The organism is Candidatus Competibacteraceae bacterium (assembly GCA_016699715.1).
In the GTDB taxonomy this organism is placed as follows: domain Bacteria; phylum Pseudomonadota; class Gammaproteobacteria; order Competibacterales; family Competibacteraceae; genus Competibacter.
In genome coordinates this window covers 1,552,177-1,565,941 of sequence record CP065007.1, presented here as the reverse complement: position 1 = coordinate 1,565,941, position 13,765 = coordinate 1,552,177, and the positions used below count along the sequence as shown (strand labels likewise).

Sequence of the window (13,765 nt, the reverse complement as noted above, 5' to 3'; positions counted from 1 at the left end):
AGCCGTTCCCGTTCGAGTCCGTCCAAGCCAGAAAATGTTGCGCAACGAGTTCCCATCAAAGGGGAGCGGCGCGGCGCTTACTTGATGTCGACCTTGGCGCCGGCTTCCTCCAGCTTTTTCTTGATGTCCTCGGCTTCGGCCTTGGGAGCGCCTTCCTTGATCATGGAGGGTACGCCTTCCACCAGGTCCTTGGCTTCCTTCAACCCTAGACCGGTCAGGGCACGTACCACCTTGATCACCTCCACTTTCTTTTCGCCAAAGCTGGACATGACCACGTCGAACTCGGTCTTTTCCTCGACCGGCGCGGCGGCGGCGGCGGCCGGAGCCGCCGCCATGGCGGCGGCGGCGGTAACGCCAAACTTCTCTTCCATCGCGGAAATCAGATCCACGATTTCCATTACGGTCATGCCGGCGATAGTGTCCAGCATTTCTTGTTTGGAAACGGCCATTGCAGATTTACTCCTGAATAAAAACGCTAAAAATTCTGACTGCCATCAATCAGCTTGTTTTGCCAAAACGATCAGGCGGCTTCCTTCTGCCGCCGGACTGCTTCGATCGTGCGCACCAACTTGCCGGGAATTTCATTGAGAGTCCGCGCGAACTTGTCGAGCGGCGCCCGCAGGCAGGCCATGAACAGGCTGATCGCCTCGTCGCGGGTCGGTAGGCTGGCCAAGCGATCCAATTCGCTGGCTGGAAATGCCTGTCCACCGACCGCCAGCGTCTTGACGACCAGCTTGTCGTTGGCTTTCTCCTTGAGAAATTCCTTGAATATCCGCGCTGCCGCGCCGGGCTCTTCTTGGGAGAACGCTAGAATCAGCGGTCCCACCAAGTTAGGCCGCAGGCACTCGAACTCGGTCCCCCGCACGGCACGCCGTGCCAGGGTGTTCTTGACAACGCGCAGATAAACACCGGTTTCCCGCGCTTTCACACGCAGGGCCGTGAGCTGAGTGACGCTCAGTCCACGGTACTCGGCGGCGATCGCGGAGTGCGCACTGGCAGCTACTTTGGCGACCTCAGCCACCACAGCCTGTTTTTCTGCCAGATTGAGACTCATCGCATTACCTCATGGTTTTTCTCCGCTGTCGCGGAGAATGGGAGCGGCGGCCTGACCAGGAATAATCCGGAAGGGCCTGACCGTCTGCGCGGGCTGTTCCGGTCATGACCAGAAACCATTGAGCCTGACGGCACCCGCGGTCTTTGACGCTAGCCGGGATCGATTCCCGACTGGCCCAAAGTTCCTTGTTCCATCCCCGGCGCCATGCCGGGAAACGGTTCAGAATGACAGTGTGGTTTGATCCACGGTGAGACCTGGCCCCATGGTGGTGGACACAGTGACTCGGCGGATGTAGACGCCCTTGGAGGTCGCGGGCTTGATTTTCTGCAAATCGTGCAACAGCGCCTGCAAGTTTTCCCGCAACTGGTCGGAGGCAAAATCCAGCTTGCCGATGGTGCAGTGGATGATGCCGGCCTTGTCGGTGCGATAGCGAACCTGTCCCGCCTTGGCGTTGCGGATGGCACCCGCCACGTCGGGTGTCACGGTGCCGACCTTGGGATTGGGCATCAGGCCGCGCGGGCCAAGGATTTTGCCGAGCTGGCCCACTAGCCGCATGGCATCCGGCGCGGCGATAACCACGTCGAAGTCGAGATTGCCGGCCTTCACCGATTCGGCCAGATCCTCGAAGCCGACTACATCGGCGCCGGCGGCGAGGGCGGCGTCGGCGTTGACGCCTTGGGCAAATACCGCTACCCGCACTGTTTTTCCGGTCCCGTGTGGCAGCACCGTGGCGCTGCGCACCACTTGGTCGGACTTACGCGGGTCCACTCCCAGGTTGACGGCCACATCCACGGATTCCTTGAACTTGGCACCAGGCAATTCCTTGAGCAGTTCGAATGCTTCCTCGATCGGATGGGATTTTCCTGGCGTCAACTTGGCGCGAATCGCCTGCATGCGTTTGGAGAGCTTGGCCATGTCACGCCTCCTCGCGAACGTCGAGACCCATGGAGCGAGCGCTGCCGGCGATGGTACGCACCGCGGCGTCGAGGTCGGCGGCGGTCAGGTCGGGCATCTTGGCCTTGGCTACCTCTTCCAGTTGAGCGCGGGTAACCTCACCGACCTTCTTGGTGTTAGGGGTGGGACTGCCCTTGCCGATCCCCAGTGCCTTCTTCAACAGCACCGTGGCCGGCGGGGTCTTCATGATGAAGGTGAAGCTGCGGTCGCTGTAGACCGTGATCACCACCGGAATCGGCAGGCCAGGTTCCAGATTCTGGGTCTGGGCATTGAAGGCCTTGCAGAACTCCATGATGTTGACGCCGTGCTGGCCCAGCGCCGGACCGACGGGAGGACTGGGGTTGGCCTTGGCGGCGGCGACCTGTAATTTGACGTATGCCGTAACTTTTTTTGCCATTATGACTCCTGTCGGGTACAAGCGCCTTGCGGCTCCCCGAATGAGCCGTCCGGACGGGCGGACGGGCGGAAGATCGACCGGTGGACACCGGTTAGCGGGACACTTTTTCGACCTGACTGAATTCGAGTTCGACCGGGGTCGTCCGACCGAAAATCATCACGCCGACACGTAGCCGGCTCTTTTCGTAGTTCACTTCCTCGACCACGCCCTCGAAATCATTGAAGGGACCGTCGGTGACACGCACCATTTCGCCGGGTTCGTACAGCACCTTGGGCTTAGGTTTGTCGACACCGTCCTGAATCCGTTGCAGGATGGTTTGAGCTTCCTTTTCCGAGATCGGCGCTGGTTTGTCGCTGGTCCCCCCAATGAAGCCGAGCACCTTGGGAACGCTACGGACCAAGTGCCAGGTCTCGTTATCCATTTCCATCTGTACCAGCACGTAGCCCGGGAAGAATTTGCGATCACTCTTGCGCTTCTGCCCGTCGCGCATTTCCACGACTTCCTCGGTGGGCACCAGAATCTGGCCGAAGCGTTCGGTGATAGCTTCACGGTTGATGCGTTCCAGCAGCGAGCGCTTGACATGTTGCTCGAAACCGGAATAAGCCTGCACCACATACCATCGCATCGCCATAAGTCGCTCCGCTAGCCGGTGATCAGCCGAACCAGCCACAGTAGCAGTACGTCGAACAACCACAGCAGCACGCCCATGATGACGACCATGGCGATCACGATCAGAGTGGTTTGCGTGGTTTCGGCGCGTGTTGGCCAGACCACCTTGCGCAGTTCGGAACGGGCACCCCGGACGAACTCCACGGTTTCCGCGCCCGGTTCGGTTTTCAGGGCGATAGCCACCGCCGCGCCGGCCGCCGCCAGCAAACCGATCACACGAACCAGCAATGAATGATTCGCGAAAACATAAAAAGCCACCAGTGCGACCAAGACGATGGTGCCTGCGGCTAGGAGCTTGAACATATCGGCGCGATTGGCCGTCTGCAGTTCGGGTTTGGTCGGGTTCATGCGGGTCTTGGGTTTACACGTTCCAAGGAATTCCCACTCCGCCAAACAGGTGGAGTGGGAAGTGGGGCATGCCATGATGAATGGCAGGCCAGGAGGGAATCGAACCCCCAACCTGCGGTTTTGGAGACCGCTGCTCTGCCAATTGAGCTACTGGCCTGTAACTTAAGAGGTGGATTCCTGGTACAGAACCCACCCAGATGTGTGACTGAGGCTCACTCGATCACTTTAGCGACGACGCCGGCGCCGACGGTGCGCCCACCCTCGCGAATGGCGAAGCGCAGGCCCTCGTCCATGGCGATCGGCGCGATCAGACTGACCACGATCCGTACATTGTCGCCGGGCATCACCATTTCGATCCCTTCGGGCAGGTCGACCGAGCCGGTGACGTCGGTGGTGCGGAAGTAGAATTGCGGCCGGTAGCCCTTGAAGAAGGGTGTGTGCCGCCCGCCCTCTTCCTTGCCCAGTACGTAGACTTCGGCTTCGAACTGAGTGTGTGGGGTGATGGTGCCGGGCTTGGCCAGCACTTGGCCACGTTCGACGTCGTCCCGCTTGGTGCCGCGTAGCAGAACCCCGACGTTGTCGCCGGCTTCGCCCTGGTCCAGCAGCTTGCGGAACATTTCGACGCCGGTGCAGATGGTCTTGACCGTGGGCCGGATGCCGACGATGGCGACTTCCTCGCCGACCTTGACCTTGCCCCGTTCGATGCGGCCGGTGACCACCGTGCCGCGCCCGGAGATCGAGAAGACGTCTTCGATCGGCATCAGGAAGGCTTTGTCGATTTCGCGCTGTGGTTGCGGAATGTAGACGTCCATGGCGTCGACCAGTTTGACGATCGAGGGTTCGCCAATGTCGCTTTGGTCGCCTTCCAGGGCCTTGAGCGCGCTGCCGGTGATGATGGGGACGTCGTCGCCGGGGAAGTCGTAGCTGCTGAGCAGTTCGCGGACTTCCATTTCCACCAGTTCCAGCAGTTCGGCGTCGTCGACCATGTCGGCTTTGTTGAGGTAGACCACGATGCACGGGACCCCAACCTGGCGCGCCAGCAGAATGTGCTCGCGGGTCTGCGGCATCGGGCCGTCGGCGGCCGAGACCACGAGGATTGCGCCGTCCATCTGCGCGGCGCCGGTGATCATGTTCTTGATGTAGTCGGCGTGCCCGGGGCAGTCAACATGGGCGTAGTGCCGCTTGGGCGATTGGTATTCGACGTGGGCCGTGGCAATGGTGATGCCGCGCGCCTTTTCTTCCGGCGCGGAGTCGATCTGGTCGTAGGCTTTGAATTCTCCACCAAACGCCGTCGCCATCACCCGCGTGATCGCCGCCGTTAGCGTGGTCTTGCCGTGGTCTACGTGGCCAATCGTCCCGACGTTGACGTGCGGCTTGCTGCGCTCAAACTTTTCTTTGGACATCCAGGCACTCCCCTAAAAAACTGTCTAAGGCCGAAACTCGGATCGCGCCACATCAGGCATCACATATACGCATTGAATTTGGAGCCCATAACCAGATTTGAACTGGTGACCTCATCCTTACCAAGGATGCGCTCTACCAACTGAGCTATATGGGCCGATCTTTAATCTTTCGACATCGCGCATGGTTTGGAGCGGGTGATGGGAATCGAACCCACGTCAACAGCTTGGAAGGCTGAGGTTCTACCATTGAACTACACCCGCCTTGGTCGCGCTAGGCTCGACATCGCATGCGGAGGCAAATTCCTCTATCACCACAAGCTTCGCCTCCGCAAAGCAGCCAACCCTCAAAAAGTATGGTGGAGGGGGAAGGATTCGAACCTTCGAAGGCTGAGCCAACAGATTTACAGTCTGCCCCCTTTGACCGCTCGGGAACCCCTCCAAAATTGAGTCGCATATTGTCTTGACAAAAAATGTCATTGTCAATTGCTGGAATGAAGTTTTTGCGAAACGATACTGGAAATTTTCGACTATAATAATCGCTTTCAGGTGGCTGGCGTAGCTCAGTCGGTAGAGCAGCTGATTTGTAATCAGCCGGTCGGGGGTTCGATTCCCTTCGCCAGCTCCATATTGATCATCGGCTTGCGGCAACGCAGGCCGTTTTCGTTTCCGGCCGTGGCGCCGCTGCGGCGCCACGAATTTTTTACTGGCCGCGGGAACATGGATCATTCCCCTAAATCCGGTTCACCGCAGTGACGCAGAATCGCCGCCCGCGCCTGATCGCGCAGCCGCACCGCCGCCGCCCAGTCGTCGCCATCTGGCTGAACCGGCGCTTCGACCCGCACTTCCAGTCGGCCGCGGCGCGGAAACCAGGAGCCGGCGCGCAGCATCGAGCGAGTACCGCGAATCGTGACCGGGACCACCGGTGTTCCCGCCTGCGCCGCCGCCAGAAACGCACCCATGCGGAACGATAGCAGCCCCGGCATTCGCTTAAAGGTACCTTCCGGGAAAAACCCGAGCGAGTGGCCGGCGTGCGCCGCCTCGGCGATCTTGCGGGCTTCGTCGGCACTGCGCTGTATGTCGAAACGCTCGACGAACAGCGTGCCGATCCGTTGCAGCGGGGGTCCAATCCAACGGTTATCCAGCAACTCCCGCTTGGCGACGTAATGAAAACGGCGCGGGATGGTCGCCATCAGCACGTAGGCGTCCAAGAAGCTGGCATGGTTGGCCACCAGCACGCAGGGACCGGCCGGCAGGTGTTCGAGCCCGCGCACCGTCAACGACGTACCGGTGAGCTGAGCCAGCAGCCAGGTTGCGGTCCGGCTCAGCGTCCAGCGCCATTCCAACTTTGGCAGCATCATGATCCCCAGCCACACCGTCGGCGCCAACAGCCCAAACAGGGTCCAGGCGTAAGCGGCATACAGTCGCTCCAGCGCGCCGCGCCAAAGTCGCTGTGTTTGCGCCCAACCGCTGGCTAGCGCGATCCGCGTCAATTGCAGCCACAGCGCCCGGCCGCCGCGCCCGAGCGTGTTGCGTTCGAATAGTTCCCGGATGGCTGCCCGGCGGATTTTGCCGCTGGAGGTTTTGAGCACCGTATGCGGCGGCGCCAGCATCACTTCGTCCGGCGGCATTCCCAGCAAGTCCACCCCAACGCTCTGAATCCGCTGGCGCAGCTTGGTCAGCGCTTCCGGCTGGGTGGCGCGGGTTTCGGCGACCACGACCAGGCGCTCGCTGCCGGTGATGGGGTCGGCGCTGGCGAAAACCGCCACGCAGCCCTTGCGGATTCCCGGAATTTCTCCGACGGCCTGTTCCAGTTCATAAGGGTAAATATTGCGCCCGCCGCGAATGATCAGATCCTTGACTCGGCCGGTCAGGTAAACATCGCCGCTGGCCAGATAGGCGCGGTCGCCAGAATCCAGCCAGTCGTCGCCGTGCGGGAACAGCCGCCGGGTGGCTTCGGGATTGCGATAGTAGCCGGCCGTCGCCGATGGCCCCTGGAATTCCAGTCGCCCTTCCTGCCGCTCCGGCAGCTCCCGGCCCCGGTCGTCGACGATGCGCAGTTGATGGCCGGGGAGTGGTTGGCCGCAGGCGGGGAAGAGCAGGGCGCTGGCTTCGTTCGCATCCGCCGGTTCGGCCCGGCCGCCAGCCATGAACACGCCGCGTCGCACCCGGTCGATGGTCGGTGTCCGCCCCGGTGGTTGCAGCGTCAGTCCGACCGAGCACTCGGCCAGCCCGTACACCGGCGCCATGGCGTCCGGCCGGAAGCCGTAAGGTTCGAAGCGGGCGACGAATCGCTCGATGGTGGCCGGGTTGACCGGTTCCGCGCCATTGCAGCTCATGCGCCAGGAGCTTAGGTCCAGTCCTTCAATTTCATGATCCTGAATGGCCCGCGCGCAGAGATCGTAGGCGAAATTGGGCGCGGCGGACAGGGTGCCACGATGGTGGTGGATCGCTCGTAGCCAGCGGGCTGGCCGGGCCAGGAAGCTGAGCGGCGACATGACCACCAATGGGAAACCATAGTACAGGCTGCTCAGACAGGCGCCGATCAGGCCCATGTCGTGATATAGGGGCAGCCAGCTTACGAACACATCGTCGGGTCCGGCCGCCACGATCGAGCCCATGGCACGCAGGTTGGCCAGCAGGTTGGCATGAGTCAGCATCACGCCCTTGGGGTCACCAGTGCTGCCGGAGGTGTATTGCAGGAAGGCGAGATCCTGGCCGCGAACCGGGGCGTCGCTCCATGGTGTTGGTTCCTGCTCCAATTCCGCTACCGTGACGATATGGCGCAGTTCCTCGACTTGCGCCCGCAGCAGCCGCGCCACCAACTTGGCTTCGGGCACGGTGATCAACGCCATGGTTTGGGCGTTGCCCAGCAGCCGGGCGTGGCGGCGCAGATGCTCTTCGATCTGCGAAGGGCGGACCGGCGGATAGATCGGCACCGGTACGCCGCCCGCCAGCAGGATGCCGAAGAACGCGAGGAAATACTCGGGACCGGTCGGGAGCATGATGGCGACGGTTTGCCGGGGTTGCAGCCCGCGTTCCCGCAACCCGGTGGCCACCGCCCGGGCGCGCTGCCGCAGTCCGGCGTAGGTGAAAGCGGTGTCGATCCGATCGTCGTTGCCGTAAATCTGGATCGCCACCCGCTCGGGCTGGCGCTCGACATGCCAGTCCAACATGTCGAGCAGGGTTTCGGCGCCGTCCGGGCTGCCAACGGTTGCGGCTGGTTGCGCCGTCGGCGCTTGCCAGTCCGGCGCGAGCGTGGTTGCCTCCGGCGGTTGGCCGCTGGCCCGCAGGATCAACTCCAGCAAGTCGCGTGGGCTTTCCGCCAGCAGCACCTTCTCGTCCAGTTGTACGCGAAAAGTCCGTTCGATTCGTTGCAGTAGTTCGGTGCGCGCCAGGCTATCCAGCGCCAGATCGCGATCGATGTGGCTGTCCAGGGTCAACGCTGGCGCGTCGCGCTCGGACTGGCGAATTTCCAGCAGTAGTTCCCGCATGACCGTCAGCAGGCGGGTCGCGGCGTCCCCGGCGTTCGTGGGTGCCGGTTCGGCGGAGTTTGGCAATCCATCGTGATCGGGAGACATGGCGATAGGTCCGGTGATTGTCGCGAATTCCGGCCGACAACCGGGGTCGGGCTGTTGGCGTCCTAAACCAACATTCTAGAATATGGGGGATAATGCGTGTCGGCATCGGCGTAAACTCGCCAAACTTCACCCTGCCGCCGCCCGATTCCCGAGGATTTGTCCATGACTCGCAATGTGTTTCGCTGCTGGTTGGCTTCGCTGCTGCTGGGGCCTGTTTGTGCCTTCGCGCTGGAAGTTGGCGAGATTAAAGTTGATTCCGCCCTGAACCAGTTGTTCGACGCCAGGATTCCGCTACCGACGCTGTCGCTGGAGGAACTGGGCAGGATTTCCGTCAAGGTGGCGTCGCCGACGATGTTCAAGGAATTCGGCCTCGACCGGGGGGCGACGCTGGATAATCTGGTTTTTTCGATCCAGTACGATGCCGAAGGCAAGGTTTACGTCAAGGTGGTGTCGATCAAGCCCATCCACGAGCCGTCGCTGGCGCTGCTGTTGGAATTCGGCTGGCCGCGCGGCAAGACGTTCCGGGAATTCACCGTGCTGCTCGATCCCGTGCGGCGTTTGGTCGAGCAACCTGTCGCTGGTCGAACCAAAACCGTGTTGGATACGCCCGCCGACACCGAGGCCGACTCGGTCTCCGAGTCGCCTTCGGCCGATATCGTCGTGAACAGAACCATTCAATACCCCGATCAACCGGTGTCTGCCACGGAAGCGTCCTCGTCCGGGAGTTGGGTCTATCGACCGGGGGATGTTTACGGCCCGGTCACGTCCGGTGAGGGGCTCTGGGGGATCGCGCTCAAGGTCCGACCCGATCCCGGAATTACCAGGGATCAGATGATACAAGCCTTATTTCAAGCCAATCCAGATGCCTTTTCCAAGGTGGGGGTCGATGGTTTGCGCATCGGAGCTTTATTGCGAATTCCGACGTTTCAGGAAATCGCCGATTTCACCGGTTCCGCGGTTGCCAGACAATTGGCGGCGGCGGAGAAGGCAGCGCTGGCCGGCGCGGGAACTGGCATTGCATCCGCTGGAGAGATGCCGGCGGCGGTGGAACAGGCATCGGCGGGAGCAACTGCCAGCAACTTGGCCGTATTTCCCTTGGCGCGGCCAAGCACGCTTGAGCCGACCCCGTCAGTCCCCGAACCGAAGCCTGAAGTTTCCAGCTCCGAACCGGCGGCGGTCGCGGCTTCCGAACCGAAGCCTGAGGTTTCCACCGTCGAACCGGCGGCGGTCGCGGCTTCCGAACCGAAGCCTGAGGTTTCCACCGTCGAACCGGCGGCGGTCGCGGCTTCCGAACCGGAGCCCGAAGTTTCCACCGTCGAACCGGCGGTGGTCGCGGCTTCCGAACCGGAGCCTGAAGTCTCCACCCCCGAATCGGCGGTGGTCGTGGCTTCCGAACCGAAGCCTGAAGTCTCCACCCCCGAATCGGCGGTGGTCGTGGCTTCCGAACCGGAGCCTGAAGTCTCCACCCCCGAATCGGCGGTGGTCGTGGCTTCCGAACCGGAGCCTGAAGTCTCCACCCCCGAATCGGCGGTGGTCGTGGCTTCCGAACCGGAGCCTGAAGTCTCCACCCCCGAGCCGAAATTGGAGATCTCCGTTCCCGAACCGGCGGTGGTCGCAACCCCAGAACCGAAGCCCGAAGTTGCCGAACCTGACCTTGCATTGAACACAGCCGTATCAAGACCGGCGAGGCCAATGGTTCTTGCGCCAGTGTCGGCGACTCCGCTGCTGTTTCTGGTGGTTTCAGAAGTCATGGCGTCGGCTACTGTCCAGGTTCCTCATGTGCCTGTTTCACCACAAAGCCTTTCTGATACACGGACTGTCGATGCCGTGGCATCGGAACCGGTTCTTGAGCCTGGTGCCAATGCGGCGACGCCGTCAGAGCTTGATCGTCAGATTACGGCTGAGTCGGGCACGACTTCTCAATCAGCCAACGACACGTTAGCAACAGTGGCGGCTGATGTTTTCGAGTTATCGCCAACCGCCACTGTTGCTGAATCGCTAGTTGCGGACTCCATCGCGCGGCCAGTTGCGGGGTTCGCTGTTCTGTCGGTATTTGAATCAGCCGAAACTGTTCATGCCGCCGATTCCACTGAACCACCGGCGCTGAAGTTTGCCGCTCCGCCGGAGATTGAAACCGTCGAGGTCAACGAGGTCGTCGAAGCGACGGAGCCGCCGAGAGATGAAAGCGCCGAAGCCGTTCAGGTCGTCGAAGCGACGGAGCCGCCGGGTGTTGAAAGCGCCGAAGCCGTTCAGGTCGTCGAAGCGACGGAGCCGCCGGGTGTTGAAAGCGCCGAAGCCGTTCAGGTCGTCGAAGCGACGGAGCCGCCGGGTGTTGAAAGCGCCGAGGTTGCCGAGGTTGCCGAGGTTGCCGAAGTAGCTGAACCTGTGGATTCAACGGTGATTGAGTCCGAAAAATCGGCTATGCCTGTATACAAGGGGGGAGAGCAGTACGGCCCCGTGGTGCCCAACGAACGGCTTTGGAATATCGCCGCCAAGGTTCGCCCCGCTCCGGATATCGGCATCGACGCCATGATGAAGGCGCTATTTGCCATCAATCCAACAGCATTTTCCAAAGCGGGCGTGGATTACCTGAAAGTGGGAGTGACCCTGCGGATTCCGACGTTACGGGAAATCGTCGATCACACCGATTCCAAAGCGGCGAAACAATTGTTGGAACAGCAAGCCGCTGCAAACAAGGTGGCCGAGCCGGAGAGTTCGATTCAGGTTCCGCCATCCTTGCCGCCGGCCGCGGCAGCCGGGTCCGATACGGGTTCCGAACCCGGACCCAAACCGCGGTCTACCCCGTCGTCGTCCGTCGCTAATTAAGGACGGAAACACTCCCTCCAAACGAGGAAGGCTGGATTGTGAAAATCCAGTAATGGCTTGCGAGTCAACGCCAATAGAAATTCAGTCGGGACTGGCGGGCGCCGATGGTCACGGGTTGCCGCTGGGTTTGATCGGGCGTGCTGGCTTCCACGGTGTAGGCGCCCGGCGGTAGTTGGGCATAGAACCAGGGGCCGTTCGATTCAGCGCGCAGCACAGTCTCGCCGCGCTGGTCCACAATGGTGACCTTGATGTCCGCCAGATAGTCGCCACTGCCCTGCATGGCGAACAGCAGCCGCAGATTGAACTGGCCGGACAGCGCGTTGAGTTCGGCGCGTTCGCCTTCGCCCACGCCGCCGGAGGCGTAACGGATGCCTCGATCATCCTGAACCTGGATCAAATCGCCCGGTGGCAGCCAGCCGGGTCCGGTCTCTTCCGCATAGGGTGAGTAGGCTGGATATTCCTCCGCGGGCGCGGGTGTCGGGGCCACATACGGGCGCGGCGGGGGCGCGGGCGGTGCCGGTGGTTGGGCTGGCCCGGCCGGTCGGCTGTAAAACTGGATGGGACCCCCGGGTGCCAGTTCGTAAGGGGGGTCGGGCCTGACCGGTGGCGGCTCCGGGTAGCGTGGCGGCGGCGAATCGTAAGGCGTGGGCGTGTACATCTGTTGCGCGTCGGCCGGCCGCGGCAATCCACCGCTCAGCGCCAGCGCCGCCGCAATCAAGCCCATCGTTCGCATCGTTGCCATTTGGGACCTCCTGCTGTTTTCCGTGAGCCTTGTCGGAGAAGGGGTTTCCAGTAGTTTCTTTCCAACATCCTTTTAGAGTTCGCGGGATTGTGTTTGATTCCCGCGCCGCTTAACTGTTCTGGGTTGCTTGGGCGTACTGTTCGCGCATCGCTTTCTTGTTGAGCTTGCCCACGCTGGTTTTGGGGATGGAATCGACCAGCAGCACCCGGTCGGGCATGCCCCACTTGGAGATGATGCCCTGCTCGACAAAATCCTTCAGCCAGTCGCGGATTGCCGTTTCGTCCACCTGCCGACCCGATTGCGGCACCACCAGTGCCAACGGCCGTTCACCCCATGTCGGATCGGGAATGCCAATGACCGCCGCTTCCGCCACCGCCGGATGCTTGAGGATCAGATCTTCCAGTTCCAGCGAGGCGATCCATTCGCCACCGGTCTTGATCACATCCTTCAACCGGTCGGTGATCTTGAGATAGCCTTCCTCGTCGATGAAGCCGATGTCGCCGGTGTGGAGATAACCACCGCGCCACAGCGATTCGGAACTTTGCGGGTCCCGCAGATAACCTTGGGTCAGCCACGGCGCACGGGTCACCACCTCGCCCGTGCTCTTGCCATCGGCTGGCAGATCGTTCATGTCCTCGTCCACGATCCGCAATTCGACCATGGGGATCGGCAAACCGGCCTTGCAACGGATGTGCAGTTGCCGTTCCCAATCCCAGTCCAGCATGTACGGTTTGAGTTGCGCCAGGGTCAGAATCGGGCAGGTTTCCGACAGACCGTAGGCACCGAACACGTCCACGCCCCGATCAAGGGCCTGTTTGGCCAATGCCCGCGGCAATGCCGAACCGCCGATGGTGACTTTCCAGCGCGACAGATCCACCTCATCCATCTTGGGACTACCCAGCAGCATTTGCAGGATGGTGGGCACGCAGTGGGAAAAGGTCACGTTCTCGCGCTGAATCAGGGTTAACAATTGCTCGGGAATGTAGCGTCCCGGATAGACCTGTTTGACGCCCAGCAGCGTGGCGACATAGGGAAACCCCCAAGCGTGAACGTGGAACATGGGGGTGATCGGCATGTACACGTCATCGCGATTAAAGCGGCCCTGGCCAGGGCCGCCCACGGCCGAGCGCAGAGCCAGAGTATGAAGCACCAGTTGCCGGTGGCTGAAGTACACGCCTTTGGGCAGGCCGGTGGTGCCGGTGGTATAGAACGTGGTGGCGCGAGCGTCTTCGGAGAAGTCCGGAAATTTGTAGTCGGAATCGCCGGACATCAACAGGCTTTCGTATTCGGTGGTGATATCCAGGGTGGTGGCTGGCGTCTGGCCGGTGTCGTTCAACAGTACCAGTTTCTTGACCGGCTCGATGCGGTCGCGGATGGCTTCCAGCACCGGCAGAAACTCGGTGTTGACCAGAATGATGTCGTCTTCGGCGTGGTTGATGGTGTAGAGGATCTGTTCCGGGGATAGCCGGATATTGATGGTGTGCAGCACCGCGCCCATCATCGGTACGGCGAAGAAGCATTCCAGATAGCGGTGGCTGTCCCAGTCCATGACCGCCACGGTGTCACCGCGCCTGACCCCAAGGCCCGCGAGACCGCTGGCCAGGCGGCTGACCCGTTCGCCCAGGTCGCGGTAAGTTTGGCGCTTGAAATCGCCATGGACGATCTCCTGCTCGGGGAACTGACGGATCGGATTGCCGAGCAGGCTCTTGATCAGCAGGGGATGGTAGTGGGCGGACGGAGTGTGTTCGATCAGTTGTTCGGACATGTTTGTTCTACTCCATGGCAGCGTTTGGC

At 61.6% G+C, this 13,765-nt stretch carries 11 protein-coding genes and 5 tRNA genes; 2 read left to right on the top strand and 14 right to left on the bottom strand.

The window, feature by feature from the left end:
- Window positions 1-77: 77 nt before the first annotated feature.
- The 11 genes from rplL to IPM89_06950 all read right to left on the bottom strand — a co-directional run bounded on the left by rplL (window position 78) and on the right by IPM89_06950 (window position 5,264).
- Window positions 78-449 (bottom strand): 50S ribosomal protein L7/L12, encoded by a 372-nt coding sequence (gene rplL, locus IPM89_07000; protein QQS55525.1) that lies wholly within the window; start codon window positions 447-449, stop codon window positions 78-80.
- 71 nt (window positions 450-520) lie between these two features.
- The gene (gene rplJ / locus IPM89_06995; GenBank protein ID QQS55524.1) at window positions 521-1,054 is read right to left on the bottom strand and encodes a 50S ribosomal protein L10; all 534 of its coding nucleotides are present in this window, start codon (window positions 1,052-1,054) and stop codon (window positions 521-523) included.
- A gap of 219 nt (window positions 1,055-1,273) precedes the next feature.
- Window positions 1,274-1,969, bottom strand: coding sequence for a 50S ribosomal protein L1 (rplA, locus tag IPM89_06990; GenBank protein QQS55523.1), 696 nt, complete (start codon window positions 1,967-1,969; stop codon window positions 1,274-1,276).
- 1 nt (window position 1,970) lies between these two features.
- Window positions 1,971-2,405, bottom strand: a complete 435-nt coding sequence (rplK, locus tag IPM89_06985; GenBank protein ID QQS55522.1) for a 50S ribosomal protein L11 — start codon at window positions 2,403-2,405, stop codon at window positions 1,971-1,973.
- A 91-nt stretch (window positions 2,406-2,496) separates the two neighbouring features.
- Complete coding sequence (gene nusG / locus IPM89_06980) at window positions 2,497-3,036, bottom strand: transcription termination/antitermination protein NusG (GenBank protein QQS55521.1); 540 nt, start codon at window positions 3,034-3,036, stop codon at window positions 2,497-2,499.
- An 11-nt stretch (window positions 3,037-3,047) separates the two neighbouring features.
- Window positions 3,048-3,422: a preprotein translocase subunit SecE gene (secE, locus tag IPM89_06975; GenBank protein QQS55520.1), complete on the bottom strand. Its 375-nt coding sequence runs from the start codon at window positions 3,420-3,422 to the stop codon at window positions 3,048-3,050.
- An 81-nt stretch (window positions 3,423-3,503) separates the two neighbouring features.
- Window positions 3,504-3,579, bottom strand: a tRNA-Trp gene (locus IPM89_06970).
- 55 nt (window positions 3,580-3,634) lie between these two features.
- Window positions 3,635-4,825: an elongation factor Tu gene (tuf, locus tag IPM89_06965; protein QQS55519.1), complete on the bottom strand. Its 1,191-nt coding sequence runs from the start codon at window positions 4,823-4,825 to the stop codon at window positions 3,635-3,637.
- Window positions 4,826-4,904: 79 nt separating this feature from the next.
- A tRNA-Thr gene (locus IPM89_06960) sits at window positions 4,905-4,980 on the bottom strand.
- A 32-nt stretch (window positions 4,981-5,012) separates the two neighbouring features.
- Window positions 5,013-5,086 (bottom strand) — tRNA-Gly (locus tag IPM89_06955).
- A 93-nt stretch (window positions 5,087-5,179) separates the two neighbouring features.
- Window positions 5,180-5,264: transfer RNA gene (locus IPM89_06950), tRNA-Tyr, on the bottom strand.
- A gap of 110 nt (window positions 5,265-5,374) precedes the next feature.
- On the opposite strand from IPM89_06950, the gene IPM89_06945 reads away from it, so the two are divergent.
- Window positions 5,375-5,450, top strand: a tRNA-Thr gene (locus tag IPM89_06945).
- Window positions 5,451-5,547: 97 nt separating this feature from the next.
- On the opposite strand, the gene IPM89_06940 is transcribed toward IPM89_06945, so the two are convergent.
- A complete protein-coding gene (locus IPM89_06940) occupies window positions 5,548-8,403 on the bottom strand; it encodes an AMP-binding protein (GenBank protein QQS55518.1) in 2,856 nt (951 codons plus the stop codon).
- A gap of 162 nt (window positions 8,404-8,565) precedes the next feature.
- Here IPM89_06940 and IPM89_06935 point away from each other — a divergent pair, with 162 nt between their 5' ends.
- Entirely contained in the window at window positions 8,566-11,229 is a 2,664-nt protein-coding gene (locus tag IPM89_06935) for a hypothetical protein (GenBank protein ID QQS55517.1), read from the top strand.
- A gap of 64 nt (window positions 11,230-11,293) precedes the next feature.
- Here the strand turns inward: IPM89_06935 and IPM89_06930 are convergent, their stop codons facing one another.
- A complete protein-coding gene (locus IPM89_06930) occupies window positions 11,294-11,971 on the bottom strand; it encodes a carboxypeptidase regulatory-like domain-containing protein (GenBank protein QQS55516.1) in 678 nt (225 codons plus the stop codon).
- Between the two features lie 109 nt (window positions 11,972-12,080).
- Window positions 12,081-13,736, bottom strand: a complete 1,656-nt coding sequence (locus IPM89_06925; GenBank protein ID QQS55515.1) for a fatty acid--CoA ligase — start codon at window positions 13,734-13,736, stop codon at window positions 12,081-12,083.
- Window positions 13,737-13,765: the final 29 nt, after the last annotated feature.

Bases quoted from the DNA above. Each gene is read 5' to 3' on its own strand.
- rplL (QQS55525.1), bottom strand. From the start codon at position 449: ATGGCCGTTTCCAAACAAGAAATGCTGGACACTATCGCCGGCATGACC.
- rplJ (QQS55524.1), bottom strand. From the start codon at position 1,054: ATGAGTCTCAATCTGGCAGAAAAACAGGCTGTGGTGGCTGAGGTCGCC.
- rplA (QQS55523.1), bottom strand. From the start codon at position 1,969: ATGGCCAAGCTCTCCAAACGCATGCAGGCGATTCGCGCCAAGTTGACG.
- rplK (QQS55522.1), bottom strand. From the start codon at position 2,405: ATGGCAAAAAAAGTTACGGCATACGTCAAATTACAGGTCGCCGCCGCC.
- nusG (QQS55521.1), bottom strand. From the start codon at position 3,036: ATGGCGATGCGATGGTATGTGGTGCAGGCTTATTCCGGTTTCGAGCAA.
- secE (QQS55520.1), bottom strand. From the start codon at position 3,422: ATGAACCCGACCAAACCCGAACTGCAGACGGCCAATCGCGCCGATATG.
- tuf (QQS55519.1), bottom strand. From the start codon at position 4,825: ATGTCCAAAGAAAAGTTTGAGCGCAGCAAGCCGCACGTCAACGTCGGG.
- IPM89_06940 (QQS55518.1), bottom strand. From the start codon at position 8,403: ATGTCTCCCGATCACGATGGATTGCCAAACTCCGCCGAACCGGCACCC.
- IPM89_06935 (QQS55517.1), top strand. From the start codon at position 8,566: ATGACTCGCAATGTGTTTCGCTGCTGGTTGGCTTCGCTGCTGCTGGGG.
- IPM89_06930 (QQS55516.1), bottom strand. From the start codon at position 11,971: ATGGCAACGATGCGAACGATGGGCTTGATTGCGGCGGCGCTGGCGCTG.
- IPM89_06925 (QQS55515.1), bottom strand. From the start codon at position 13,736: ATGTCCGAACAACTGATCGAACACACTCCGTCCGCCCACTACCATCCC.